The 24890-nt window shown below is 63.8% G+C and carries 25 protein-coding genes; 13 read left to right on the forward strand and 12 right to left on the reverse strand.

Annotated elements, in window-relative coordinates; all coding sequences use genetic code 11:
• The first annotated feature begins 137 nt into the window (after nucleotides 1-137).
• Both glgA and HGI30_RS09455 read left to right on the forward strand, forming a co-directional pair.
• On the forward strand, nucleotides 138-1601 hold the full coding sequence (glgA, locus tag HGI30_RS09450) for a glycogen synthase GlgA (protein ID WP_168907333.1): 1464 nt from the start codon (nucleotides 138-140) through the stop codon (nucleotides 1599-1601).
• Complete coding sequence (locus HGI30_RS09455) at nucleotides 1583-3541, forward strand: glycoside hydrolase family 15 protein (RefSeq protein ID WP_168907334.1); 1959 nt, start codon at nucleotides 1583-1585, stop codon at nucleotides 3539-3541. The genes glgA and HGI30_RS09455 overlap by 19 nt, the downstream gene beginning before the upstream one ends.
• A 53-nt stretch (nucleotides 3542-3594) precedes the next feature.
• On the opposite strand, the gene HGI30_RS09460 is transcribed toward HGI30_RS09455, so the two are convergent.
• From HGI30_RS09460 to HGI30_RS09485, 6 genes are all read right to left on the reverse strand, one after another.
• Nucleotides 3595-3726, reverse strand: coding sequence for a sporulation protein YjcZ (locus HGI30_RS09460; protein WP_168907335.1), 132 nt, complete (start codon nucleotides 3724-3726; stop codon nucleotides 3595-3597).
• Between the two features lie 157 nt (nucleotides 3727-3883).
• A complete protein-coding gene (locus HGI30_RS09465) occupies nucleotides 3884-4348 on the reverse strand; it encodes a spore germination protein GerPE (protein ID WP_168907336.1) in 465 nt (154 codons plus the stop codon).
• On the reverse strand, nucleotides 4345-4698 hold the full coding sequence (locus tag HGI30_RS23560; RefSeq protein WP_328805262.1) for a hypothetical protein: 354 nt from the start codon (nucleotides 4696-4698) through the stop codon (nucleotides 4345-4347). The genes HGI30_RS09465 and HGI30_RS23560 overlap by 4 nt, the downstream gene beginning before the upstream one ends.
• 6 nt (nucleotides 4699-4704) lie before the next feature.
• The gene (gene gerPC, locus HGI30_RS23635) at nucleotides 4705-6774 is read right to left on the reverse strand and encodes a spore germination protein GerPC (RefSeq protein ID WP_168907337.1); all 2070 of its coding nucleotides are present in this window, start codon (nucleotides 6772-6774) and stop codon (nucleotides 4705-4707) included.
• Nucleotides 6775-6942: 168 nt separating this feature from the next.
• Entirely contained in the window at nucleotides 6943-7158 is a 216-nt protein-coding gene (locus HGI30_RS09480; RefSeq protein WP_168907338.1) for a spore germination protein GerPB, read from the reverse strand.
• The gene (locus HGI30_RS09485; RefSeq protein WP_168907339.1) at nucleotides 7155-7394 is read right to left on the reverse strand and encodes a spore germination protein; all 240 of its coding nucleotides are present in this window, start codon (nucleotides 7392-7394) and stop codon (nucleotides 7155-7157) included. Before HGI30_RS09485 ends, HGI30_RS09480 begins: the two co-directional genes overlap by 4 nt.
• Before the next feature lie 175 nt (nucleotides 7395-7569).
• Here HGI30_RS09485 and HGI30_RS09490 point away from each other — a divergent pair, with 175 nt between their 5' ends.
• The 4 genes from HGI30_RS09490 to HGI30_RS09505 all read left to right on the forward strand — a co-directional run bounded on the left by HGI30_RS09490 (nucleotide 7570) and on the right by HGI30_RS09505 (nucleotide 10783).
• The gene (locus tag HGI30_RS09490) at nucleotides 7570-8067 is read left to right on the forward strand and encodes an Hsp20/alpha crystallin family protein (RefSeq protein ID WP_168907340.1); all 498 of its coding nucleotides are present in this window, start codon (nucleotides 7570-7572) and stop codon (nucleotides 8065-8067) included.
• Nucleotides 8068-8196: 129 nt separating this feature from the next.
• A complete protein-coding gene (locus HGI30_RS09495) occupies nucleotides 8197-8397 on the forward strand; it encodes a hypothetical protein (RefSeq protein WP_168907341.1) in 201 nt (66 codons plus the stop codon).
• A gap of 75 nt (nucleotides 8398-8472) precedes the next feature.
• Nucleotides 8473-8694 (forward strand): hypothetical protein, encoded by a 222-nt coding sequence (locus HGI30_RS09500; RefSeq protein ID WP_168907342.1) that lies wholly within the window; start codon nucleotides 8473-8475, stop codon nucleotides 8692-8694.
• Between the two features lie 136 nt (nucleotides 8695-8830).
• Nucleotides 8831-10783, forward strand: a complete 1953-nt coding sequence (locus HGI30_RS09505) for a stalk domain-containing protein (RefSeq protein ID WP_168907343.1) — start codon at nucleotides 8831-8833, stop codon at nucleotides 10781-10783.
• A 1897-nt stretch (nucleotides 10784-12680) separates the two neighbouring features.
• On the opposite strand, the gene HGI30_RS09510 is transcribed toward HGI30_RS09505, so the two are convergent.
• From HGI30_RS09510 to HGI30_RS09520, 3 genes are read right to left on the reverse strand one after another with little or no spacing between them, the layout of a single operon-like run.
• Complete coding sequence (locus HGI30_RS09510; RefSeq protein ID WP_168907344.1) at nucleotides 12681-13796, reverse strand: Gfo/Idh/MocA family protein; 1116 nt, start codon at nucleotides 13794-13796, stop codon at nucleotides 12681-12683.
• The gene (locus HGI30_RS09515) at nucleotides 13793-14764 is read right to left on the reverse strand and encodes a helix-turn-helix domain-containing protein (protein ID WP_168907345.1); all 972 of its coding nucleotides are present in this window, start codon (nucleotides 14762-14764) and stop codon (nucleotides 13793-13795) included. The genes HGI30_RS09510 and HGI30_RS09515 overlap by 4 nt, the downstream gene beginning before the upstream one ends.
• On the reverse strand, nucleotides 14761-15765 hold the full coding sequence (locus HGI30_RS09520; protein ID WP_168907346.1) for a Gfo/Idh/MocA family protein: 1005 nt from the start codon (nucleotides 15763-15765) through the stop codon (nucleotides 14761-14763). Before HGI30_RS09520 ends, HGI30_RS09515 begins: the two co-directional genes overlap by 4 nt.
• A gap of 211 nt (nucleotides 15766-15976) precedes the next feature.
• On the opposite strand from HGI30_RS09520, the gene yidD reads away from it, so the two are divergent.
• The 3 genes from yidD (at nucleotide 15977) to HGI30_RS09535 (ending at nucleotide 19350) form a co-directional block, all read left to right on the forward strand.
• Complete coding sequence (gene yidD, locus HGI30_RS09525) at nucleotides 15977-16186, forward strand: membrane protein insertion efficiency factor YidD (protein ID WP_168909808.1); 210 nt, start codon at nucleotides 15977-15979, stop codon at nucleotides 16184-16186.
• A 392-nt stretch (nucleotides 16187-16578) separates the two neighbouring features.
• Nucleotides 16579-18582, forward strand: a complete 2004-nt coding sequence (gene metG, locus HGI30_RS09530) for a methionine--tRNA ligase (RefSeq protein WP_168907347.1) — start codon at nucleotides 16579-16581, stop codon at nucleotides 18580-18582.
• Nucleotides 18583-18639: 57 nt separating this feature from the next.
• Nucleotides 18640-19350, forward strand: a complete 711-nt coding sequence (locus HGI30_RS09535; RefSeq protein WP_168907348.1) for a cytochrome c biogenesis CcdA family protein — start codon at nucleotides 18640-18642, stop codon at nucleotides 19348-19350.
• Nucleotides 19351-19362: 12 nt separating this feature from the next.
• Here HGI30_RS09535 and splB read toward each other — a convergent pair whose 3' ends face one another.
• On the reverse strand, nucleotides 19363-20406 hold the full coding sequence (gene splB / locus HGI30_RS09540; RefSeq protein ID WP_168909809.1) for a spore photoproduct lyase: 1044 nt from the start codon (nucleotides 20404-20406) through the stop codon (nucleotides 19363-19365).
• Nucleotides 20407-20609: 203 nt separating this feature from the next.
• On the opposite strand from splB, the gene mntR reads away from it, so the two are divergent.
• Entirely contained in the window at nucleotides 20610-21035 is a 426-nt protein-coding gene (gene mntR, locus HGI30_RS09545; protein WP_168907349.1) for a transcriptional regulator MntR, read from the forward strand.
• A gap of 163 nt (nucleotides 21036-21198) precedes the next feature.
• On the opposite strand, the gene HGI30_RS09550 is transcribed toward mntR, so the two are convergent.
• Both HGI30_RS09550 and HGI30_RS09555 read right to left on the reverse strand, forming a co-directional pair.
• Nucleotides 21199-21525 carry a hypothetical protein gene (locus HGI30_RS09550; RefSeq protein WP_168907350.1) on the reverse strand — a complete coding sequence of 109 codons (327 nt, stop codon included), beginning with the start codon at nucleotides 21523-21525 and terminating at the stop codon, nucleotides 21199-21201.
• 31 nt (nucleotides 21526-21556) lie between these two features.
• Nucleotides 21557-22537 carry a DUF1385 domain-containing protein gene (locus tag HGI30_RS09555; RefSeq protein ID WP_168907351.1) on the reverse strand — a complete coding sequence of 327 codons (981 nt, stop codon included), beginning with the start codon at nucleotides 22535-22537 and terminating at the stop codon, nucleotides 21557-21559.
• A gap of 178 nt (nucleotides 22538-22715) precedes the next feature.
• Here HGI30_RS09555 and HGI30_RS09560 point away from each other — a divergent pair, with 178 nt between their 5' ends.
• The 3 genes from HGI30_RS09560 to HGI30_RS09570 all read left to right on the forward strand — a co-directional run bounded on the left by HGI30_RS09560 (nucleotide 22716) and on the right by HGI30_RS09570 (nucleotide 24871).
• Nucleotides 22716-23237, forward strand: a complete 522-nt coding sequence (locus HGI30_RS09560) for a YqhR family membrane protein (RefSeq protein ID WP_168907352.1) — start codon at nucleotides 22716-22718, stop codon at nucleotides 23235-23237.
• A gap of 78 nt (nucleotides 23238-23315) precedes the next feature.
• Complete coding sequence (gene aroQ, locus HGI30_RS09565) at nucleotides 23316-23762, forward strand: type II 3-dehydroquinate dehydratase (protein WP_168907353.1); 447 nt, start codon at nucleotides 23316-23318, stop codon at nucleotides 23760-23762.
• Between the two features lie 41 nt (nucleotides 23763-23803).
• Nucleotides 23804-24871 carry a M24 family metallopeptidase gene (locus HGI30_RS09570; RefSeq protein WP_168907354.1) on the forward strand — a complete coding sequence of 356 codons (1068 nt, stop codon included), beginning with the start codon at nucleotides 23804-23806 and terminating at the stop codon, nucleotides 24869-24871.
• Nucleotides 24872-24890: the final 19 nt, after the last annotated feature.

Consider the following 24890-nt stretch of genomic DNA (forward strand, 5'->3'; position numbering starts at 1 on the left):
TTTGCTCCGATGAAGCCAACATCCGGCCGCGTTTCGGCCGATAACAACCGATAGATGAGCCTGATCGAAATTCCGGCGAGCCGCCGCGCACACAGACAGAGCGGACCGGCGGAGCCAATCTGGAGGGAACCTTACGCATGAATGTCCTATTCGCGACATCGGAAGCGGTGCCGCTCGCCAAGTCCGGCGGCCTCGCCGACGTCGCCGGAGCGCTGCCCAAGGCGCTGCGGCAGGCGGGCACGGAGGCGCGCGTCATCCTGCCCAAGTACGACACGATCCCTTGGACGCTGCTTCAGCGCTTCCGCAAGATCGACGAGTTCTCGGTGCAGCTCGGCTGGAGGACGCAGTACGTCGGCTTGCTGGAAGGCGAGGTGGACGGCGTCGTCTACTATCTGATCGACAACGAGTTCTATTTCCACCGCGGAGGCTTGTACGGCTACGGCGACGATCCCGAACGGTTCATCTTCTTCAGCATCGCCGTGCTGGAGGCGGTCCGGCGCATGGATATCGCCTGGGATGTCCTCCATTGCCATGACTGGCAGACCGCGCTCATTCCGTTCCTGCTCAAGCGCCGGTATTTCGCCGATGAGCGGCTCTCGTCCATCCGGACGATGTTCACCATCCACAACCTGCGGTATCAAGGCGTCTTCGGCAAGCAAGAGATGATGGACCTGATCGGCATGGGACCGGAAATCTTCGCTTGGGACGGTCTGGAGCATGACGGGGCGGCCAACTGCATGAAAGGCGGCTTGCTGTACGCCGACAAGCTGACGACCGTCAGCCCCACTTACGCCGAGGAGATCAAGACCGAGTACTACGGAGAAGGGCTGGACGGCATCCTGCGCGTGCGGGCCGGCGACCTGGCCGGCATCGTCAACGGCATCGATACGGAGCTGTTCGATCCGATGAACGACGAGGCGATCGCCGTCCCGTATCTGGACTCGCTGGCGCGCAAGCGCCAGAACAAGCTCGCGCTTCAAAAGGAGCTCGGCCTGCCCCAGCGAGAGGACGTGCCGGTCATCGGCATCGTCTCGCGCTTCGTCGAGCAGAAGGGCTTCGACCTGATCGACGGCGTGTTCGGCGAGCTGCTGGAGGAGGACGTGCAGCTGGCCGTGCTCGGCTCCGGCGAATGGGCCTATGAACAGATGTTCCGCTCGGCTTCCCATACGCGGTACGACAAGATCAGCCTCTGGGCCGGCTTCAACGACGGGCTCGCCCGCCGCATCTACGCCGGTTCGGACATGTATCTGATGCCGTCTCAGTTCGAGCCGTGCGGACTCAGCCAGCTGCTCGCGCTCCGCTACCGGAGCGTGCCGATCGTCCGCGAGACCGGCGGGCTCAAGGACACCGTCCAGCCTTACAACGAATATACTGGCGAAGGAAACGGATTCAGCTTCGCCAGCTACAACGCGCATGACATGCTGTTCACGATCCGCCGAGCGCTCCATTTCTACCGCGAGCCTGCCGCCTGGGAGGCGATCGTGCGCAATGGAGCCGGGGCCGACTATAGCTGGAACCGTTCCGCCCGATCCTACATCAGCCTGTACGAACAACTCGCGCCTGAGCGGAAGGAGAAGGATTCATGGCCCGTCACCTCGTAATCGGAAACGGCAAGATGCTGCTCAACCTGGATCAGAACTGCTACATCCGCGACATCTACTATCCGTACGTCGGCCAGCTCAACCACGTCGGCGGCCAGTATTGCCGCCTCGGCCTCTGGACCGAAGGCCAGTTCAGCTGGCTGGAGGACCCGGCGTGGTCGAAGGAGCTCGGCTATATCGAGGATTCCCTCGTCACCGACGTCACGGCGCGGCATGGCGGACTCGGCGTCGAGCTGCAGATGAACGACGGCATCCATCAGCGCGAATGCATCTACCTGAAGCGCGTCGTCATCCGCAACCACGCCGACCGGGAACGGGAATTCCGCCTGTTCTTCCATCAGGACCTCATGATCGACGGCACGGAAGTGGGCGATACCGCCGCCTACTATCCCGACAACCATACGCTGTTCCATTACAAGCGCTCGTCCTACTTCATGTTCAACGGCTTCTCCGACGAGGGCGGCATGTCCCAGTACTCTACGGGCATCAAGCGGTTCCACTCCGCCGAAGGCACTTGGCGCGACGCCGAAGACGGCGAGCTGATGGGCAACGCGATCGCCCAGGGCTCGGTCGACAGCACGATCGGCTTCCGAGCCGTCGTGCCGGCCGGCGGAGAGAAGACGGTCTACTACTGGATGTCGATCGGCAAGAGCCTCGAGGAGGTCAAGAAGCTCAACGACTACGTCCAGGACCAGCATCCGGAGAAGCTGCTGAGCCGCATCGTCGTCTACTGGAACCACTGGCTGGGCCGCGCGGAAAAGGATCTGGGCGACCTGCCTCCGGAAGTCGCCCGCATGTTCCGGCACAGCCTGCTGCTCGTGCGCACGCAGACGGACGAGCGCGGCGCGATCATCGCGGCCAACGACACGGACATCCTGCAGTACAACCGCGACCACTACAGCTACATGTGGCCGCGCGACGGAGCGCTCGTCGCCGACGCGATGTCGCTCGCAGGCTATCAGAGCGTCATCGCGCCGTTTTTCCACTTCTGCTCGGAGGCGCTGACGCCGGACGGCTACCTGAACCACAAGTTCAATCCGGACGGCACGGTCGGATCGAGCTGGCATCCGTATACGGTGCAGGGAACGAAGCGGCTGCCGATCCAGGAGGACGAGACGGCGCTCGTGCTGTTCGCGCTGTGGAGGGACTTCCAGCGGCATCAGGTGATCGAGCTTCCCCAGTCGCTGTACAGCAATCTGATCCGCAAGTCGGCCGCGTTCCTCAGCAGCTACATGGAGCATTCGCTCTCGCTGCCCAAGCCGAGCTACGACCTGTGGGAGGAGCGCTACGGCATCTGGACGTATACGGCGGCGTCGGTGTACGGCGGCCTGATGGCCGCGTCGTTCTTCACCGACTTGTTCGGCGACTACGAGCGCAGCGACCACTACAAGCGGACGGCCGAGGAGGTCAAGCAGGGCATCCTGACGCAGCTGTGGGACGAGGCGAGCGGCCGGTTCGCGCGCGGTCTCGTGCAAAAGGACGGCGGCTGGGTCAAGGACATGACGCTCGAGAGCAGCCTGTTCGCGGTGCTCGAGTTCGGCGTGCTGCCGGCGGACGACGAGCGCGTCGTGCGCACGATGACGGCCATCCGCGACGGCCTGGCCGTGCGCACCGACGTCGGCGGCATCGCCCGCTATACGAACGACTACTACTTCCAGCAGTCCGGCGAAATCGACCGCGTGCCGGGCAACCCGTGGATCATCTGCACGCTGTGGGTGGCGAACTTCGAGATCGACTCGGCGCGCTCGCTCGCCGATCTGGAGGCGCCGAAGCGGACGCTCGAGTGGGTCGTGCGGACGGCGCTCGAGAGCGGTGTCCTGCCGGAGCAGCTCAATCCGCATGACGGTACGCCGCTCTCCGTCGCTCCGCTCACCTGGTCGCATGCGACGTTCGTGCAGAGCGTCAGCAAATATGCGGCCAAATACAAGGAACTGCTTTGATGCAAACAGCCTTCGGCGCGCGCCGAAGGCTGTTTTTGGCTCGTTATTTGAAGTTAGATGAAAAAGGCGCGGGTGATGATGACCAGCAGGATGAAAAGGACGAGGATGACGCCCGTTGTCGTGCCGAGACCGCCGCAACCGTAAGCTCCGTAACCTGCTCCAACGCCTTCAACCGCATAACCCATCGCGATTCCTCCCATGGTTGATGAAATGACGCGAAGTCCGCGAACGGCCTGCCATGCGGGTTGCCGGACTTCACACCATCACTTTATGCGGCGGGCGGGCAGAGCGACCCCGGCAGATGTCCCGATGCGGAGGGAGCTTGAGACGGGATGGACGCCTTCAGGCGCCGGACGTCTCGGTCGATTGGATAAGCGCGGCCGCCTCGGGCGTAGGCTCCGTGCTGGCCGTGAGAGCGTAGGCGAACTGCCGGAAATGCTTGAGCCTCGACTCGAGATTGACCTCGACGGCGTTGCCCCCGAGCAGAACGGAGGCGGAGCTGTAGGCGATCACGTTCACGCAGCCGACCTGGATGGCCGGGCAAGGGTTGGAGCGGATCGTACGGACGTCCGCCGCCTCGGCGGATTCCTCCTCGACGAGGTTGAACGGCTTGACGAACAAGGAATAGCCGGCGAAGTCCACCTCGCCGCCGGCCCGATGGTCGAGCTGCCGCTGGACCGCCAGTCCGGTGACGCGGGCGTTGACGCTGCCGGTGTCGCCGAACTGGATGACCGAGGCGAGGCCGATGCTGATGAGCTCGGCGGAGCCGATGTACGACGTGCGGATCGAAGCGTCGGAATCGATCATCCGCCGACCACGTTGACCGGACCGGTCGGATTCAGAAAGCTGTTCTCGCCGAACGGAATCGGCCCTCCAGGCGTGACTTCGGGCTGGACCGCTTCGCCGGTGCCGGCGATCGGCACGACCGCCTGGCCGCCTTCGCTTTGGATGACTCCGGCTTCGGGTGCGGCGGCTTGCGGCTCCGGCAGCGGGGCGAACGGGCCGATGATGACGGCCTCCGGCGGCGTGTCGAAGATGGAATACAGCGTGATGGAATCCGTATCGCCGATCTGCAGCATGGAGGCGGCGGCGACCCCGGTCAATTCAAGCGAGCCGACCGACAGCACATGGTTCGTGATGCTCACGTTCATCGCCAAGTCGAATCAATCCTTTCTGCGCTGCGGCGCCATGCGCGCCAGCTGGATGACATACTGCTCGAGTGCGGTCTGGGCATCGCGGACCGTGCGCTGGACCGTGCGCTGGAGCTGCTCCTTCCGCAGCGGCTCGCCGCTCGCGGCCTGCATGGCGCTGCGCGAGGCAAGCTCCTCGTTCAGATACAGGCGGATGCGGTCGGGGAGCTGCCGCCGCACGTCCTCGATGACCATCTGCCGATGGGAGGGATCGAGCTCCAGCCGGTGGAGGCGGGCCGCCTCCTCCAGCATGCCGTGCGCCGTCTCGCTCAGCCAGTGGTGGACGGCGCCCCGGACATCGGTGAAGCCGGGCAAGGCGGCGGACGGCGGGACCTGGCCGGCGCCGGCCGGCGGGACGGCCGCGCTGCCGGTCGGCGGCTGCCCGGCAAAGTTGTTGAGCGCGGGCGCGGTGAAGGCGCCCGGCCCCGGCTGGAGGCCGCCTGGCGCGCCGGGCGCGCCGGGCGCGCCGAATCCCGGGGAACCGGGGATGACGCCAGGCGGAACCGCGGCTCCAGGAGGCGCCACGCCCGTCGTTCCCGACGCTCCGGCGTTCGGGGCTGCGGGAGGACCCGAGAAGCCGGGCGGCGCGGCCGCGCCCGGCGCCAGCGTCTGGCCGGGCGCCGGAGGCGGCGCGGCGCCGGGCGCCTGGCTGCCGACCAGATTCGGAGCGAGTCCGGTGCCGGGTGCGTTGCCGAAGCTCGGCGGCGCGGGCGACTGCTGCGATCCGGCAGCTCCCGCGCCGCCAGGCACGGACGCGGCGGAGCTGCCGGCCGGCGTCGTCGCGATTCCGGTCCCGGCGCCGGCTTTGGCCGCATTGGCGGCCAGCTGCTGGGCGATGCCGGGAGCGGCGGACTGCGGGATCGGCAGCGGGTACACCTTCGCCCCTCCGTTCACCTGCGGAGGCAGCGACATTTGGCCGAACTCCTGCATTTGCGACTCGGACGGCGCGGTCATGCCGATGTTGAGCGTGCCGTCGAGCTGCTCCACCTTCAGCTGGTCGAAGTTGTACTCCAGCTTTTCGATCGTATAAGAGGGCTTCGACTCGAGCTCCTGCAGCCTTCCGGCCAGCTGCTGGATCGAAGCGGCCAGCTGCCCGTTCAGCTGCTGCTGGACGGACCACCCGGCGGCCAGCGCCTGCAGGCAGCGCTGCAAGCAGGCCGGATCGAGCAGGTTGCCGGCGCAAGGGAAGTCGGCTGCAGCGGCCTCGGCGGCGCTATCCGGTGTCTGGTCGGGCACGAACGGAAAGGGCGGCGCCGTAAAAGGCCAGCCCTCGTAATGCTGCCACTTTTGCACCCAGTACGGATCGACGGCCGCGATCGCCTTGGGGATCGACTCTTCGTTGAAGCCGCCGAGCGCGCTCGGATCAAGCCCGGGAATGCCGGAGCCGGCCGGCCAAGCTCCTGGCGGCTGGCCGGCAGGGGAACCGGCGCCGAGCGGAAAAGGACCGGCGGGCGGCGGCTGTCCCGGCCCAGCGATACCTCCCGCAGCGAGAGCCGGCGGGACGAAGCCGCCGGCTCCTCCGGCTGGCGGCGCTCCCATGGGCCACTCGCCCGGCATGGCCGTCGTGCCGCCCGGTCCGGAAAAGACGACCGCTCCGGGAATATTGAACGTATTGCTCCCCGAGATGGCGGGCGAGGCAGGCGTAGCCGCAGTGATGTCCGGGCCGATGACCAGTCCCGGAGCAGCAGATTGGGACAGCGGCGGAAAAACAGGCGCAGCGGCGCTGCCCGGCACGAAACCGGGCGGAGCGGCCGCTGGCGGGGGAAAGCCGGGAGCGCCGAACGGGCCGGCTCCCGGAGACGGCGAGAACGGGGGCGCCGCAGGCCATCCGGCGAATGCGCTCTGGCCTGGCCCGGCCCCCGGCTGAAGGCCCCATGCCGGGCCGGGGGCGGCCGCTCCCGGATAGGCCGGCCAGGGGCCGGAGGCATGCGAGCCGATCCCGTAGGGGGGCCAGGCGGCGCCGGGAGCGCCGGCTCCCATCATGCCGGGAAAGGCGCCGCCCAGCCCAGGCCATGCCATGCTTTTGCCGAGCAGCTTGGGCATGATTCCACCTCCGAGGCCGTTCATGCCGCCCGTTCCGGTCAGCATGCCGAGCAGAGGAGAGTTCAGGAAGGAGCGATTCGGAGGAGCGTCGGGCGCTTCGCTGCGGGGAGACCCGCCGGAGGCGGAAGTGTCCTTTGGTTCTATCCGGGCCTGCACCTCCTTGAGGAATCAGCTTGGATTGGGGAGAGGAACGAAGTTGAGCGCGTTGGCGCCTTCTTCCGCGGCGGTGAGCGCTTCGGCCGGCTTGTCGAAGCCGCCCGAGTTGTACAGCTGCGAGACCGGACGGATCGAGCCTGCGCTGCCGATCTGCAGCACCGAGCTGTTGGCGACGCTGTCGACCCGCAGCTGATGGATCGTGATCGATTGATGCACGGTCAGGTTCATATGATGTTCGCTCCGGACGCGACTTCATTTTGCGAGTTGTCCTGCAGGTCCGGATCGAGCGTGTTCGTCGCGCTCAAGCCGTTGTTGGCATTGGTGAGGCCGCCGGTAAGGAACGAGCCGGAGCCGGCGTAGGTCTTGGACGTGCTCGAAGGAGAAATCTGCACGGTATCCCCGAATTGCACGACGCCGCTGGAGCCGATGCTGACGATGTTGACGAAGCCTACCGCTGCTGGCATGGGATTCACCTCGAATCGGAAAGATAGGCGAGCCGCAGCCTCGCCCGGGCTGCCGCCTATACCCCCACTATATGCGGCATTCGCCCAAATGTTCCAAAACCCGGGCCGTCCCATCGAAAGCTGTCACGGCACGGCGTCCTGCCGCATAGCGTAGGCAGGAAGGAGGCGGATGCCCGTGGGCGAGAAATTCGAGCGGCTGCAGGACTGGCTGTCCAGGCAGCAGCTCCCGAGAGGATTTGAGATGATGAAGGATCCGGAATGGGTGGCCCGATTCGTCAAGGGCATGATGGAAAGCGCGATGAGCGGCAACCCGAGCGCAGGGTTGTCGGGCCTTCAGGATTCGGCGGCGGCGGATCCGGAAGGGCGGGAGAAGGAGTTCCAGGCGGCGATTTCCTCCATTGAAGCCCAGTGGAGCGAAAGCCGCGATTACCTCGTGCTCAAGCTGCCGATGAACGGCGATCCGGATTGGGATACGCTGCGCGTGATGGCCAAGGAGGAGCGTCTCAAGCTCGAAGGGCTGCCCGGCCGCAAGCCGCAGGTGCTGAAGCTCCCGTCGCCGATCCTGCCGCGTTCGACGCGGGCGGTGCTCAAGGGAGGCATGCTGCGCATCCGGATGAAAAAGAAGCCGGCGAGCCGCTACATCGACATTTCGGTCGAAGAGGGGCAGGAGTGAGCTCGCGCTCCTGCCCGCTCCGAGGAAAGCGATCCGCTTCGCGGAAAGGCTCGCAAAGCGGGTTGCGTTCGGCAAACGCTTCCTTTATGATGCTAGAAGGAGATTTTTTTACATAAGGGAGTGTCGTAGGTGACAGCCGTAGATGTCAGCAACGTTCCGGCGGGATTGTTCGTGCTCGGAGCCGTTTTCATTCTGCTTATTTTTTCCCTGCTCAGCCTCGGCGTGCTCAAGATGTTCCAGCAGCAACGCCGCAACGGTGGGCTGTACTTCGCTGGCAGCGTCGTCAGCGCCGTCGTCTTTTATGTGCTGCTTGATCTATGGTACGTCTAGCCTTTCGCTGATGGAGCCTCCCGCGCGCCGGGCAGGCTCCTCCTTTTATTTCAATCGAATCGAGGTCATGGACTGATGTGGCAAGTTCTTTGGTTCTTTTTTAATCTGGCGTTCGTCGCCCTGCTGATCTGGACGATGTTCATGCATCGCGCCTATGCCGACGCGCTCCGTCGCGGGGACGCTCCGGACAGGCTGCGCCTGCTGAGGCGGCGCAGGCTGCTGACGGCATGCGTGGCGGCTGGGCTGTTCGTCGCGGCTTCCGCCTCTTTCCTGACGAATATGCGGGTGAACGGATAGCGATCGAAGGCGATTTGATGGCGAATTGGTGACGGTTCCCGAGCCGTTCGCAACTTTCGGGCGGCAAAGGCGTTTATGCTATCGACATAGGGAAGGCACGGCATCCGGTGCCGTCCGACAACAAAGGAGTCGAAGCATGAAACCGATCAAGTGGCTGCTCGTCGTTACTCTCATTCTCGTTCCGCTGCTGGGCGGAGCCTCTGCGGACCCCGCTGCCGCGCGCGCCGCGTCCAACGTGCTCGTCCTCACCAAGAACAGCAAGAAGATGGTGCTGAACGGCACGCTCCATATCGGCGCTCAGCCGCTGACGATCAAAAACGGCGTGTCCTACGCCTCGTTCGCCTCGATGGCGGCCCGTTACGGCTATGCCGTCTCTTACGACGCCAAGACGAAGGAGTCCGTCGCCCGGACGCCGTCCGGCGAAATCCGGTTCCGCATGAACACGAAGATCGTGAACGCGAACGGACAGAGCCTGACCGGTCAGGCGGCCGCCTTTTCGCTGAACGGCTCGATGATGGTGCCGATCCGCACGTGGGCGCTCGCGACAGGAAGCCGCGTCTCGGCCGCCGGCGTCAACGTGACGCTCGCCTGGGAGGCCAAGCCGAGCGCCGCGTTCAGCATCGCGCCGGCCAAAATTTATACGGGCGAGCCGGTCACGTACATCGACCGCTTCAGCTCGCCGGACGGAGCCCCGCTCGTCAACGAGGAATGGACCGGCCGGCAGGAGATGTTCCTTGATCCGGGGACCTATACGATCACCCGCACCGTCCAGGACGCGACCGGCGCCTGGAGCGATCCGTACTCGCTGACGATCGAGGTGCATGCGCCGAACCAGCCTCCGGTGGCGGACTTCCGCACCGACAAGGACGTCTATCGCCAGGGCGAGCGCATCGAGTATGCGAACCTCAGCACGGACGACAGCACGAAGAATCTCAAGGAATACTGGATCGGCAAGCAGGACGTGTACTTCGAGCCTGGCGAGAAGACGATCACGCTTGAGGTGACCGACGAGGAAGGCTATGCCTCCAGCGTGACGAAGACGATCCGGATCTCGGACGAAGTGCTCTACACGCGAGAGGAGTACGGCAAGCTGTTCACCGCGATCGGCGACATGTTCCCGGTCGACGGCAAGTCGGTGCTGAGCATCCCGACGCTGTCGTACGATTTCCACTCCGAGCCGTCCAAGATGATCCGCAGCAACAGCCCGGAGCTGTGGACGACCGAGGGCATCGCTTACGACGACCAGTTCCAGGGCGACATCCGGCTGCTGTTCCACAACAAGAACATGACCGGCTCTCCGGTGCGCATGTACCTGATCGCGACGAATGAGGGCTACCGGACGGCGACGTTCGGCGTCAAGAACTTCGGAGCGGGCGGACCGGACCAGTACGAGGACAACACCGGCAAGATGTCGACCGTCCGCTATCTCGATTCGCTGCTGACCCCTCCGGCGGTCAAGTACACGACCGTCAAGCCGGGCCAGTCGGTCAAGGTGCTGACAGACATCTCGACGCTCATCAAGCCGAACCTGATCTACTCGGCGTATGCGGACGTCACGTCGGACCAGACGCTGCGCTTCCGCGTCGTCGTCGTCAAGGACGGCAAGGATCCGATCAAGGAGCTGAGCCGCATCCAGCTGATGCCGGCCGACGGCAAGCATACGCGCGGCTCGTTCAACAACGCGACGCGGGAGATCGACATCCCGGGCATGCTCGGCGCCAAGGCGGAGCGCATCGTGCTCGGCGACAACAAGCTGGATCCGTATCTGGACGGCTACGACAACACGGACGGCTCGCTCCAGCTCAACCGCGGCAATTTCGGCGTGCTGTACAAGATGAACATCCAGCTCGCTCCGCGCACGCTTGTCGCGCTCAATCCGCGCGGCGGCCTGTATACGGGCGCCTTCATCGTCAACGGCAGCCTCGTGCCGGTGCCGCGCAGCGGCTGGCTGCGCTCGCAGGACGAGGCGATGGTGCTCTACCGCTCGGGCAACTACCGCGAGACGCTGAACTTGACGTACTTGATCGCGTCCGGCAGCAACCTGCCGATCACGATGATCTTCCAGTCTCTGCCGACGGAGAAGAGCTAGCCGTCTTTCGGTTGGCGCGCATGATGACGAAAGAGCCTGTGCTTCAAGGTCGGTTGACCTTGGACGCAGGCTTTTTGCTTTGCGCGAGCCTAGCGGAGACGCAAGGCTGCGGGACAAGCAATGGCTGCGCCAGCCGAGCCGGAGATGCAAGCCTGCGGGACAAGCAATCGCTATGTGAGCCGAGCCGGAGAAGCAAGGCTGTGGGACAAGCAATCGCTGCGCGAGCCGAGCCGGAGACGCAAGGCTGCGGGACAAGCTATCGCTGCGCGAGCCGAGCCTTTCTCCGATTCCACTGGAAGCCGGATGCCCCGATTTCCCGACCTCCTATGCGGAGGCCATCCGTCTTCCAAGAGGACCGCTGCCGCTTCTTCGAAAGGCATCGGCTCGCTCCGCTTCGCCTTGTCGCTGCCCTTCTCCATCCCCTTTTTTATTTAAAGGGGTGGACCGTCTCCCGTATAACGGGGAGACGGCAGGCATGCTTTCTCTCCAGCATCTTAATCTCGACGGAGAGATAGAATCAGAGCCGCCGTCTCGACTCTCATGGCATAAATACTAGCTCGAAAAAGGTCAGCCGAACATACAGTTGCGCGGAAAAACCGAGTAACTCTAGAGTGAGGACGTCAGAGTGAGGGGAGTTGCGCGGAAAAACCGAGTAACTCTGGTGTGTGGGCGTGAGAAAGAGGGAGTTGCGCGGAAAAACCGAGTACTCTGGTGGAAGGACGTGAGAGAGCGGGAATTGGGCGGAAAAACCGAGTAACCTGGTGTGTGGCGTGAGAGAAAGGAAGCTGCGCGGAAAAACCGAGTAACTCTGGTGTGTGGGCGTCAGAGTGAAGGGAGTTGCGCGGAAAAACCGAGTATCTCTAGTGTGTGGGCGTCAGAGTGAGGGGAGTTAGGCGGAAAAACCGAGTAACTCTGGTGTGTGGGCGTGAGAAAGAGGGAGTTGCGCGGAAAAACCGAGTAACTCTGGTGGGAGGACAGTGAGAGAGCGGGAATTGGGCGGAAAAACCGAGTAACTCTGGGTGTGGGCGTGAGAGAAAGGAAGCTGCGCGGAAAAACCGAGTAACTCTGGTGCGCGGACGTCAGAGTGAGAGGAAATGCACGGAAAAACCGAGTAACTCTGGTGTGTGGGCGTGAGAGAGAGGGAGTTGCGCGGAAAAACCGAGTAACTCTAGTGTGTGGGCGTCACAGTGAGGAATTGCAACGATAGCCCGAGTAACTCTAGTGCGCGGACGTGAGAGCGAGGAGTGGCGTAGTATGGGGAGTCAGAGCGAGGGAGTTGCGGGGCCAGAAGAAAGCATGGACGTTCCTAACAAAAAGAGACGGGTTTACGCCTAGGGAGCGTAGACCCGTCTCTTTTCAATTGGGTTGATAACTGCTCTGCAAGCCTTCGGCTCCTTAGCCCGACTGCAAAAAGCTTTGTTCACCGAAGCGGCCCGCGAAGAGGTCCATCTTGCTGGCACCGCATCTGCCGCGAAGCGCAGCAACTGGATGGAACCCGAAGCGAAGCGGGGCGGGGAACTCGTGGAGAAGCGTCAGCGGTTCCCTTGGAGGCCGGATTCCACCCCTGTCGGGGATTGGCATCAAAGGAATCTGGACTCCAGGGAGATCGGAACGAGTCACCGCCACGCGAAGAACTGCGGGTCCAGCCTTTCATTTGCAGCTCCTCGCCACGCGAAGAACTGCGGTCCAGCCTTTCGGTTGCAGCTCCTCGCCACGCGAAGAACTGCGGTCCAGCCTTTCGGTTGCAGCTTCTCGCCACGTGAAGAACTAAGGGTCCAGCCTTTCGGTTGCAGCTTCTCGCCACGCGAAGCCATGCGGTTGCAGCCCCCGCCGTGCCGATCGGTTCCGTACCGACGACGCCAACGCGGTCACGATTCGGCTCCGGCTAGCAGCCCCGTCAGCCTTGCTCCTCGGCCGGGCCGCCGGCGAAGTCCGGCACGGAGACGCTTACCTCGGCACGCTGCTCGGCCGAGCGGAGCACGCCGTCGATGATCGCCTGCTGGATGAGGATCTGCTCGCCGGGAATCGGCGCTCCGCGTCCTTCCCGGATCGCGTCGACGAAGTCGCGGACCTTTTCGCGGAACAGGTCGATCGCATGCTCGACGAGCGGCACCTGCGTCATCGTCTGGCCGCCCATGAAGTCATGGAACATCTGAATGCTGCCGACCTTGCCGTCCCAGACGCCGGACCAGTTGCCCTGGCCGAACGGCGTGATCTTGAGTCCCGCATCCGTGCCGAGGAAGTTGGTCGTGCCGAGCGAGTCGAGGTGCATCGCCCAGCTGATCTTGAAATGCAGCGTCAAATCGCCCTCGAAGCGGATGAGCGCCGTGCCGAAGTCCTCGACGTCGAAGCGGTCCGCCTCCGGATGATAGATCGGGTTGCGGCCGAAATGGTTGAACGTGCTTGCCGAAACGGTCAGCGGCTTCGGATAGTCGAGGGCATTCAGCGCCAGGTCGAGCGAATAGCAGCCGATGTCCGCCATCGCGCCGGCGCCGGCCAGCTCTTTGCGGATGAACGTGCCGCCCGGCATGCCGCGGCGGCGTCCTCCGCCGGTCTCGACGTAATACACCTTGCCGAGCTTGCCGGAACGGACGATGTCCTGGATCAGCTTCATGTTGGGGTCGTAGCGCGGCTGAAAGCCGATCGTCAGCATGCGGCCGCTACGTCGCGAAGCCCGGACCATATCGAGGCCCTCGTCGAGAGTGACCGACATCGGCTTCTCCAGCAGCACATGCTTGCCCGCCTGCAGGGAGTCGACGGTCGGCTGGCGATGGGCCGAGTTCGGCGTGCAGATGCTGACGCCGTCGAGATCGAGCTGCAGCAGCTCGCGGTAATCGTCGTAAGCCAGCGTGCCGCTCAGGCCGTGGCGCTCGACGAATTCGGCGGCCTTGCCGGGAATGGCGTCGGCCACCGCTGCGATCTCCACGCCGGGAATGGTCTTGTAGGCGGCCGCATGCATGCCGGCGATGCCGCCGCTGCCGATGATGCCGACGCGGATGAGGTTCGTGTTCATGTCGAAATCTTCGCCTCCTCATGGAAATGCCGCCAGCCGGGATGGCTGCGGGAATGCTCGCGGTAGCGGCTCGGCGTCATGCCGAAGCGGCGGCGGAACACGTAATGCAGGTAATTGCCGCTTTGAAATCCGGTGTCGGCCGCGATTCGCTCGATCGAAACGCTCTCCTCGGCAAGCGAAGCGCAGACCCGCTCCAGCCGGCAGCGCTCGACGTACTCGCTGAACGAGGTGCCGCCCTGCTCCTTCATGATGCGCTGCAGCTGGCGGCTGCTGACATGGATGCGCTCGGCGACTTCCTTGAGCGTGATCGGGCGCGCGTAGTTGTCGCGGATGAACTGCGTCACCCGCTGATAGCGGTAGCTGGCCATGTCCCGTTCGGGCTGCCGCACGGCGGGCTGGCTGTCGAGCGCGGCGCGGGAAGCGCGGAGCAGGATCTGGATGACGGCCTGCTTGATCGTCGTCGCCCAGCCCGGAGCGCCTTCGGCGACGGCCTGGTAGGCCGCGAGGAACCAGGGCATCGCCTTGCAGCGATCCGCCATCGGCGCCGCTCCGAGCCGGTCGAGCGCCTCGACGCAGTTGCGGGCTTCCTCCGCCTCCCAAGGCTCCTCGCCCTCGGGCGCGGAGCTCTCCGCCGGCAGGATGTCGATATGCAGGCACAGCTCCTGCATGCCGCCGCCGGGCCCGGCGAGCTGCTGATGGGCGACTCCCGGACCAGTCAGGTAGAACATGCCTTCGGCGAAGCCATGCTCGCCGTCCTCCAGCGCCAGCACACCGCTGCCGCCGGCGATGAAATGGAACTCGTACTCGGAGTGCTTGTGGAAGCGGATGAGATGATGATCCGGAAACGATGCGAGATGGAAATGAAGCACGCGCAGCCGGTACCCGCCCCAGCGGAAGCTCAGCTCCAGCCGGTCGAGGCTGTCCTGCTTTTCCAGCATGACGGCATACGGCTTGGCCAGCGTCCTCATCTCAGGGCGGGCAGCTCGGCGATCGCGACGCGGCGTCCTTCGGCCGCCGAACGGTTCGCTGCGTCCATGAGCCGCGTCAAATCAGCGGCCAGCGCGATATTCTCCTCGGCTTCCGTGCCGTTCTGGATATGCGCGACCCACTGGCTGAACGCGTTCGGCAGGCGCTCCGGCAGCGGAAGCTCGCTCCAGCCGTCGCCTTCGAGCTTCGTGCTGCGGACGAGCAGCCGCTCGTCCGGCGTGCCGAACAGGAGCGAGCCTTCCGTCCCGAACAGCTCGATCTGGAACGGCGAATGGCGGCTCGCGAAGCCGGCTTCGACGACGCCGACCGCGCCGTCCGGCCAGGCCAGCAGGGCGACCGCGTTGTCCTCGACCCGGCGGCCGGTCACATGACCGTAGACGGCCGAGACGCTCTCGGGCATCGAGCCTGCGAACAGGCGGGTCAGATACATCGGATGGCAGCCGAGGTCGATCAGCGCGCCTCCGGCAGTCTCCTCCGGCGCATAAAAATGCTCCGGCAGCCAGTTCGCGAGCGAGCCGTCATGGGCGAGCCGCACCCGGATCTCGGTGAGACGGCCGAGCAGGCCGCGTTGGAGCGCGTCGCGGATCGCCGCCGTCGAAGGTTCGTTCAGACGGGGCAGCGAGACGGTCAGCTTCACGCCCGCCTTGCGCACGGCGGCGAGGATCTCGTTCAGCTCCGCCGTCGTCGGCGCGACGACTTTTTCGGTGAAGATATGCTTGCCGGCCTCGGCGGCTTTGACCATGATGTCGCGGTGCATCGTCGTCGGCGCGTCGACGATGACGCCGTCGATGTCGGAAGAGGCAAGCAGCGCGTCGAGGTCGGCTTGGAAAGGCACGCCGAGCTTAGCCGCGGCTTCTTCTCCTCGGGATGGAATTTCGTCCCACACGGCAACGATCTCCGTATCGGGATGCTCCTGGGCGTAGCCGGTATATTCCCAGGCATGCACATGCCAGTAGCTGAGCTTGGCTAGACGGATTTTCATCGGGTTTCACGTTCTCCTCTCCAGATGGGCAAGACTATGAGAATACGACATGAATCCAAGTTATCATAGTAGAAACCGTCTTCATAGTGCGCGAATCGGACATTGAAGCTTCGATATCGCGCCAGTCGGTCAAGTTGCAAACAGATGTCCGCTGCGGCACAATAGATAGGAAGAGAAGACACGCAAGGGGAGGGGGAGAAGCAGAGTGGGGATGAAGCGCGTCGTTCAGGCGCCGGTCCATGTCTATCGCAAGGTCATCTCGCCGCTCAAGCCGCCGACCTGCCGCTTTTATCCGACCTGCTCGGCCTACGCGCTGGAGGCGATCGAGAAGCATGGCGCGGGCAAGGGCTCCTGGCTGGCGGCGAGGCGCATCCTGCGCTGCCATCCGTTCCACCCGGGAGGCTTCGATCCGGTGCCGTAGCTTCCTTGACAGGCCTGCGCGCCATTCGGTATCATTACCGTACCATAGTCGCATTTCCAATGATGGGAAGAGTAGTTCCGCATCCTCCGCTCTCAGAGAGCCGGGCTCGACGGTGCAAGCCGGCCGGAGGATCGGGATGAAGATGGCCCCGGAGGAATCCGCTCCGATCGCTTCGCCTTCATGGCGGACGCGTCAGGCGCAGACGTCAGGCCGACGTTACCGGCTTACGCCGTCTCCGGCTCGGAGGCGGCGCACGAAGCCTTCCCCGCAGCCGGCATCCGGCGGCCCCGCGGCGAAGGGAATTTGGGTGGTACCACGAAGCGCTCCCGCTCTCGTCCCATGGCGGACGGGGGCTTTTTGTTTTTTTCAAACGACAATCCGGAGGGATTCCCATGTCCAGCGAGACCAAATCGTTCTATATCACCACTCCGATCTACTATCCGAGCGGCAAGCTGCATATCGGCCACGCCTACTGCACGCTGGCCGGCGACGCGATGGCGCGCTACAAGCGCGCGCGCGGCTACGACGTCTGGTACCTGACCGGCACCGACGAGCACGGGCAGAAGATCGAGCGCTCCGCCAAGGAGGAGGGCCTCACGCCGATCCAGTTCCTCGACCGCAACGTTTCCGAGATCCAGAAGCTGTGGGCCAAGCTGGAGATCAGCCACGACGACTTCATCCGCACGACGGAGGGGCGCCACAAGCTGTCCGCGCAGAAGATCTTCAAGCAGCTGCTGGACCAAGGCGACATCTACAAGGGGACGTACGAGGGCTGGTATTGCACGCCGTGCGAGTCGTTCTTCACGGAGCGCCAGCTCGCGGGCGGCAACTGTCCCGACTGCGGCCGTGCCGTGGAGCTCGTCAAGGAGGAGAGCTACTTCTTCCGCATGAGCAAGTACGCCGACCGGCTGCTGCGCTACTACGAGGAGCATCCGGACTTCATCCAGCCGGAATCGCGCAAGAACGAGATGATCAACAACTTCATCAAGCCGGGCCTGGAAGACCTGGCCGTATCGCGCACGACGTTCGACTGGGGCATCCCGGTGCCGAACGATCCGGAGCATGTCATCTACGTCTGGATCGACGCGCTGTCCAACTACATCACCGCGCTCGGCTACGGCTCGGACGACGAGTCCGCCTACCGCAAGTTCTGGCCGGCGGACGTGCATCTCGTCGGCAAGGAGATCGTGCGCTTCCATACGATCTATTGGCCGATCATGCTGATGGCGCTTGACCTGCCGCTGCCCAAGAAGGTGTTCGGCCACGGCTGGTGGCTCGTCAAGGAAGGCAAGATGTCCAAGTCCAAAGGCAACGTCATCGATCCGGTCGTGCTGCTCGACCGCTACAGGCTGGACGCGCTCCGCTACTTCCTGCTGCGCGAGGTGCCGTTCGGCTCGGACGGCACGTTCACGCCGGAAGGCTTCGTCGAGCGGCTGAACTTCGATCTCGCCAACGATCTCGGCAACCTGCTGAACCGGACCGTCGCGATGATCGACAAGTACTTCGGCGGCGAGATTCCGGCCTACGCCGGCAAGGTCATGCCGTTTGACGAAGCCCTGGAAAAGCAGGCTTCCGATTCCGTCGCCGCCGTCGAGGAGGCGATGGAGAACATGCAGTTCTCCGTGGCGCTGTCGGCGATCTGGCAGCTCGTGAGCCGCACGAACAAGTACATCGACGAGACCCAGCCATGGGTGCTCGCCAAAGACGAGGCGCGCCGCGCGGAGCTTGCCTCCTCGATGCATCATCTGGCCGAGTCGCTGCGCATCGTCTCCGTGCTGCTGACGCCGTTCATGACCCGCGCGCCGAGGGAGATCCGCGCCCAGCTCGGCGTTGAGGAAGGCCCGCTCGCCGCATGGGAGAGCGCGCGCGAGTTCGGCTCCCTGCCGGGCGGCACGCGCGTCGCCAAGGGCAGTCCGCTGTTCCCTCGCCTCGATGCCGAGGAGGAGATCGCCTACATCGTGAGCGCGATTTCCGGCGGCTCCAAGCCGGCCGAAGCGCCGGCGGCCGAGACCGGGGCGACGGCGGCCGCGCTGCCCGCATCGGCCGAGCAGGAGGCAGATCCGGAGCTCAAGGAGGAGATCGGCATCGACGACTTCGCCAAGGTGGAGCTTCGCGTGGCGCAGGTCATCGCCGCCGAGCCGGTGCCGAAGGCCGACAAGCTGCTCAAGCTGCAGCTCGATCTCGGCTTCGAGCAGCGCCAGGTCGTCTCCGGCATCGCCAAGTTCTACAAGCCGGAGGAGCTTGTCGGACGCAAGGTCATCTGCGTGACCAACCTCAAGCCCGTCAAGCTGAGAGGAGAGCTGTCGCGCGGCATGATTCTGGCCGCCTCCCAAGGCGACCAGCTGACGCTGGCGACCGTACCTGATTCGATGCCGAACGGCGCGGTCGTCAAGTAGGACCGGAAGCAAGGCACGGCTTTCATTCGCATCACCGAAAGGGGAATCGTCCGAGCCATGTCCAGCATCAATATCGGCCTGGCGTTCATCGGCGGGATCGCTTCGTTCATCTCGCCGTGCTGCCTGCCACTCTATCCTTCCTATCTATCCTATATTACGGGCATCTCGGTCGCCGATCTGAAAAGCGAAAAGCCGGGAGCGGAAGTACGGCGGCGGACGATGAGCCACACGCTGTTCTTCATCCTCGGCTTCTCGGTCGTCTACTACACGCTCGGCTACAGCACGAACAAGTTCGCGGAGCTGTTCTCCGACTATCAGGATCTGATCCGCATGCTGTCGGCGATCCTCATCATGCTGATGGGACTGTTCCTGCTCGGCTTGTTCCAGCCGCGGGCACTCATGCGCGATTTCAAGCTGCCGGTCAAGCGCGGTTCGGGGTATTTCGGCTCGTTCATCTTCGGCATCGGCTTCTCGGCGGGGTGGTCGCCGTGCATCGGTCCGATCCTGGCGGGCATCCTGGCGCTCGCCGCGTCCGATCCCGGCACCTGGTTCAGCCTGACGACCGCTTATGCGCTCGGGTTCGCCATTCCGTTTTTCCTGCTGGCGTTCTTCATCGGCTCCGCGCGCTGGATCCTCAAGTATTCCTCTCTGATGATGAAGATCGGCGGAGGCCTGATGCTGGTCATGGGGGTGCTGCTGTTCACCGACCGCATGTACGTCATTACGGTCTATCTCAACAGCATCACGCCGGACTGGCTCAAGTTCTAGCACAAGACTCCATCAGGTGAAGTAATCGATCGTCGCCTGAGGGAAGCGGTCAAAGATGCGCTCCGAGATGAACATCCGGAGCGCATCGGCCTGTTCATCGGGATAGACGTACTTGCCTTGTCCCCAGCGGCCCCATTTGTACTTGCGCTTCTCGATGTCCATTTCAAGCTTCGTTTTCGGGTAGCGCTTTTCGATCGTGTTCTTCGCGGTTTTTGTGAACCGGTGCTGGATCAGCTCGAACGTCAGGTCGGGCAGGCCGGAGGGCAGCGCCTTGGCCAGATTGTCGAGCAGCTCGGCATAGCCCTCCTCCCAGCCGTCATGCCAGATGATCGGCGCGACGAGGAAGCCGATCGGGTATCCGGCGCGCGCGACCTTGCCGGCGGCCTCGATCCGCTGCTCGAAGCTCGAGGTCGCCGGCTCGAAGTTCTTGATGACATACCGGGCATTCACGCTGAAGCGGATCCTCGTATGGCCGTTGTGGCGCAGCCCCAGCAGCGAGTCGACATGATGGAACTTGGTGACGAAGCGCAGCCGTCCAAGCTCTTGATCCGCCATGAACTCGATCAGCTCGGCGAGCGAGCCGCTGATCGGCTCGAGACCGACCGGATCGGAGGTGCACGCCGCTTCGAAGCGGGTCACCTGCGGAGCCCGCTCCGCGATGTAGCCCCGCGCCGCATCCATGATCTCGTCCGTGTTCACGTAGACGCGCACGTAGGGCTTGGCGCCAAGCGTCGTCTGCAGGTAGCAATAATGGCAATGCGCCATGCAGCCGGTGGCGATCGGAATGGCATACTCGGCCGATGGCTTCGACGTGTCGAACTTCAGCGTCTTGCGCAACCCGACGACAAGGGTGCGCTTGGCGATCCGGTATTTCTCCAGCTCGGATTCGCCGGGCAGATCGGTGATGCGGTTGTGCGAGGTCGTCATGCGGACGGGCAATCCTTGCTTGACTGCCCACTCATGGATCCGCTTGCCTTTCGGATAGCTCAGCGCATCCGGCTCGAAGTAGACGAGCTCCGGAACGAACGATTCGAGCTTGGCGCGAGGTCTTTCCATCGTAGTGCTCAAGGGCGGCGGCCTCCTCGATCGGATATGGGGTTGAGCAGGGGAAATCAAGCTTAGTTTAGCCGCCTCGAGGCACGGGCAATCCGGTACATTCAGGAGGGAGCCAAGTTGCGGGGGCGAATCCTTACGTTGTATGATACTAAGGAGCAAGGCAGTCACCCTGCGCAGGTGTACGGCCGGTTAGGGGGGTTCGCATGCCTACACCGAGCATGGAGGATTATTTGGAACGGATCTACAAGCTGATCGAGGAGAAGGGATACGCCCGCGTCTCCGACATCGCGGAGGGGCTGGAGGTCCATCCGTCGTCCGTCACCAAAATGATCCAGAAGCTGGACAAGGACCAATATCTCATCTATGAGAAATATCGGGGACTCGTATTGACCAGCAAAGGCAAAAAAATGGGCAAGCGCCTCGTCGAGCGGCATCACCTGCTCGAGGAGTTCCTGGAGCTGATCGGCGTGCAGGAGGAGAACATCTATCGCGACGTCGAAGGAATCGAGCATCATCTAAGCTGGGACTCGATCACCTGCATCGAGACGCTCGTCGAATATTTTTGCCGGGACCGTGCCCGGCTCGACTCGCTGCGCGCGCTGCGCGGCGAGCTCGAAGCGGAAAGCTGAGCGCGGCAGGCGCTAAGGCCCTATGGAACGCCGCGTCAACTTTCGGAAGCGGCAAGAGCGGATGGAACGGCTGCGTGGAGGCCGTCTCCGCACCCTCATCAAAAAAAGAAGCGCCCCAGGGGGCGCTTCTTTTTTTGATCTTCGAGCTTCCGTATCAGTGATATCAGTGATACTTGGGCATGCCGTCTTCGTCCTTGCCGCCTTCGATGACGCGGAACGGAGAAGCTTTGCGCGAGCGCGGCTTGGCCGTCGATGCCTGGCGAGGCCTTCCTGCGGAAGGAGCGGAAGCCGCTCGGCCGGGCTTCACGCGCGGGCGGGCGGCTCGGCCTGCCCGGCCCGCTGGGCTCATGCGGTACAGTCCGAAGATCAGCGCCAGCACGACGAGGGGCAGCAGGGCGGTGAAATTGCGGCTCAACACCATTTGAACGAGGCCGACGAGGGCCAAAAAGGCCAGCACGGCCATCCAGATCGTCGCTGTTCTACGCTTCACGTTCATCCCGCCTTTCGCAATTGGATGGGTATTATACGGCCGCGCCTGCCGGCTGCGGAGCGTTCACTTCCTGCTCGAGCTCGCGCATCCGCTTGAAGGAAGCGATCGAGACCGCTACCTGATCGTCGGTCGGCTCCTTGGTCGTCAGCAGCTGCAGCCACAGGCCGGGATAGCCGAGATAGCGGAGCACCGGCACGTCGCGCAGCGAGTTGGTGAACCGGAGCACTTCATAGGAGACGCCGAGCACGACCGGGAGCAGCAGCAGCCGGATGTAGACCCGCTCCCATAGCGTATCCCAAGTGAAGAAAGAATAGACGATGACGCCGACGAGCACGGAGAAAATGATGAAGCTGCTGCCGCAGCGGTAGTGGAGCCGCGTCCGGCGCTGCACGTTCTCGACGGTGAGCTCGTCCCCGTGCTCGTAGGCGGTGATGACCTTGTGCTCGGCGCCGTGGTACTGGAACAGCCGCTTGATCATGGGCGTGAGCGAGAGCAGATACAGGTAGGCGAGCAGGAACAGGATCTTGATCGCTCCCTCAAGCAGGTTGTGGATGACGATGTTCCCGAACCGGCCTTGGAAAAGCAGGTCCTCGACGATCGCCGGCACCGCCGTGAACACGACCTTGCCGACGATGAAGCTGATGACGCCGGCTACGGCGACGCCGAACACCATGGCCAGGCTCCAGCCTTCCTTCTTTTCGGGCTCGGGCTTGGCCCCATCGGCAGCGGAGGCCTCGTCCTTCTCCTCGTTGTCCTCGGCGTAGGCTTCCAACGAGAAGTTCAAATGCTGCGAGCCTCTCGCGCTCGATTCCAGGATGCCGATGACGCCGCGCACGAACGGCACTTTCTTGAGCGGCTGGTACCAAGGCTTCTTGCGGCTGGCTGGCACTTCATAGTAGGCGATCTCGTCGTTCTTGCGCCGGACGGCGGTGACGTTGACGTTGCGACCGCCGAACATGACGCCTTCGACCACGGCTTGTCCGCCGTAGATGGATGTAGTTGGTTCTGGCAACGAAGCTCACCTTCCTCTGGGTCTCGGGCGGCTGCGTCAGCCGCCTCGTTGTCATGCCTCTATTGTACTTGATGGCACCAGCCATTGCCAGAGCACGAACGCGCTTGCGGCCGCTGTAATCCTGGAGGGAATGGCGCATACTACCTGGGAAAAAAGTCAACAAGGGGGAATCATCCGCATGAGCGCATCCGCCGCTTCCCGCGAAGCCAGGCCGTCAACCCGCCGCTCCGGCCGCCGGGTCACGAATCCGTGGGCCTACTGCGCCTCGCTCGGCTTTTGGGCAGGGCTGTTCTGGGGGACGATCCGCTGGCTGCTGTACACGTTCAAATTCACGACCGTGCTTCCGGCCTTCCTCGTCGACCCGTTCTTCCGCCGCTCGTTCCTCGTCACCGGATGGGGACATGCGCTCGGAATCGCGTCGTTCATCGCGTTCTCGATCTTCGCCGCCTATCTATACAAGCTGCTGCTCGGGCGCTTCCGCGGTCCGTGGGCGGGTCTGGTCTACGGCCTGCTCTGGTGGACGCTGCTGTTCCTCGCCTTCGGCCCGCTGGTCGGCATGACGGATCCCGTCACGCGGATCGGCTGGAACACCATTTTCACCGAAATCAGCCTGTCCATCGTCTGGGGCCTGTTCATCGGCTATTCCATCGCGTTCGAATTCACCGACGAGGCTTCCCGGGAGCCTCGCAAGGAGGACTGAGGCCTTCTCAACGGCTGCGAGGTTGTGGTAGAATGGCAAGTAGCCCTTTTTTCAACCTCTGGGCATGGGAGGCGCGGGATGGTCCGAATTCTCGTATTGAATGGCCCGAACCTCAATCGGCTTGGCGTTCGGGAGCCGGGCATCTATGGCTCGGCGACCTTGCTGGACATTGAATCGATGCTGCGCGGCATCGCCGAGTCCGAGGGCGCGGAGCTCGAGTTCCGTCAGTCCAACCACGAAGGCGTGCTGATCGATTGGATCCACGAGGCGCACGGATCGGCCGACGGCATCCTCCTCAATCCCGGCGCGCTCACCCACTACAGCTATGCGCTGCGGGACGCGCTGGGCTCGGTGCCGGTGCCGGCGGTGGAGATCCATCTGTCGAACATCCACCAGCGGGAAGCGTTCCGGCATGTCTCGGTGACGGCCGCCGCTGCGATCGGGCAGATCGCGGGCTTCGGTCCGGCGAGCTACTCGCTCGGGCTGAGGGCGCTGCTCGACCATCTGAGAACCGGAGCACAGTAGGCTGGAAGAGCGTTCAATAGCTTGAAGGAGGTGGCCGGGACATGAGGCAACGGTTGGACAAGCTTCGCGAGAAGCTGGAAAATCAAGGGTTGGAGTCGCTTCTTATCGGCAGCGCATTCAATCGGCAGTACATAAGCGGGTTCACGGGATCGGCCGGCTGGGTGCTCGTCACCGCGGACAGGGCCTGGTTCCTGACCGACTTCCGGTATACGGAGCAGGCGGCGGCGCAGGTCCACGGCTTCGAGCTCGTCGAGCACGGCCCGGATCCGCTCGCTTCGATCGGAGACCTGCTGCGCGAGGCCGGCGTGTCGAAGCTCGGCTTCGAGGAGAACCACACGACCTACGGCCAGTACGCCAAATGGGGCAAGACGCTGCAGGGCATCGAGCTCGTCCCTGCGCCGGGACTCGTCGAGGAGCTGCGGATGGTCAAGGACGAGGCGGAGCTGGCGGTCATGCAAGAAGCCGCCGACCTAGCCGATCGCGCCTTCTCCTACATCCAGGGGCTGATCCGTCCGGGGATGAAGGAGTCCGACATCGCGCTCGAGCTCGAGGTGTTCCTGCGCTCCGGCGGCGCGGCCTCCTCCTGCTTCGACACGATCGTCGCCTCCGGCGAGCGCTCCGCGCTGCCTCATGGCGTGGCGAGCGACCGCGTCATCGGGAGCGGCGAGTTCGTCAAGCTGGACTTCGGCGCCCTCTACCACGGGTATTGCTCCGACATCACCCGAACGGTGGCCGTCGGACAGGTATCGGACAAGCACCGCGAGATCTACGACATCGTGCTCGAGGCGCAGCTGCATGCGCTGGAGCATATCCGCCCCGGCATGACCGGCAAGCAGGCGGACGCGCTGGCGCGGGACGTCATCGCCAAGCACGGCTACGGCGAACGGTTCGGCCACAGCCTCGGCCATGGCCTCGGCATGGAGGTGCATGAGCAGCCTTCGCTGTCCGCCCGCAGCGAGATGGTGCTCGTGCCGGGCATGGTCGTGACGGTCGAGCCGGGCATCTACATTCCGGGCTTCGGCGGCGTGCGGATCGAGGACGACATCGTCCTGACGGAGGACGGCATCCGCATCCTGACCTCGTCGACCAAGCAGCTCATCACGCTTTAAAACCCATCTTAGGAGGAAT

Source organism: Paenibacillus albicereus (genome assembly GCF_012676905.1).
Taxonomy (GTDB): Bacteria; Bacillota; Bacilli; order Paenibacillales; family Paenibacillaceae; genus Paenibacillus_O; species Paenibacillus_O albicereus.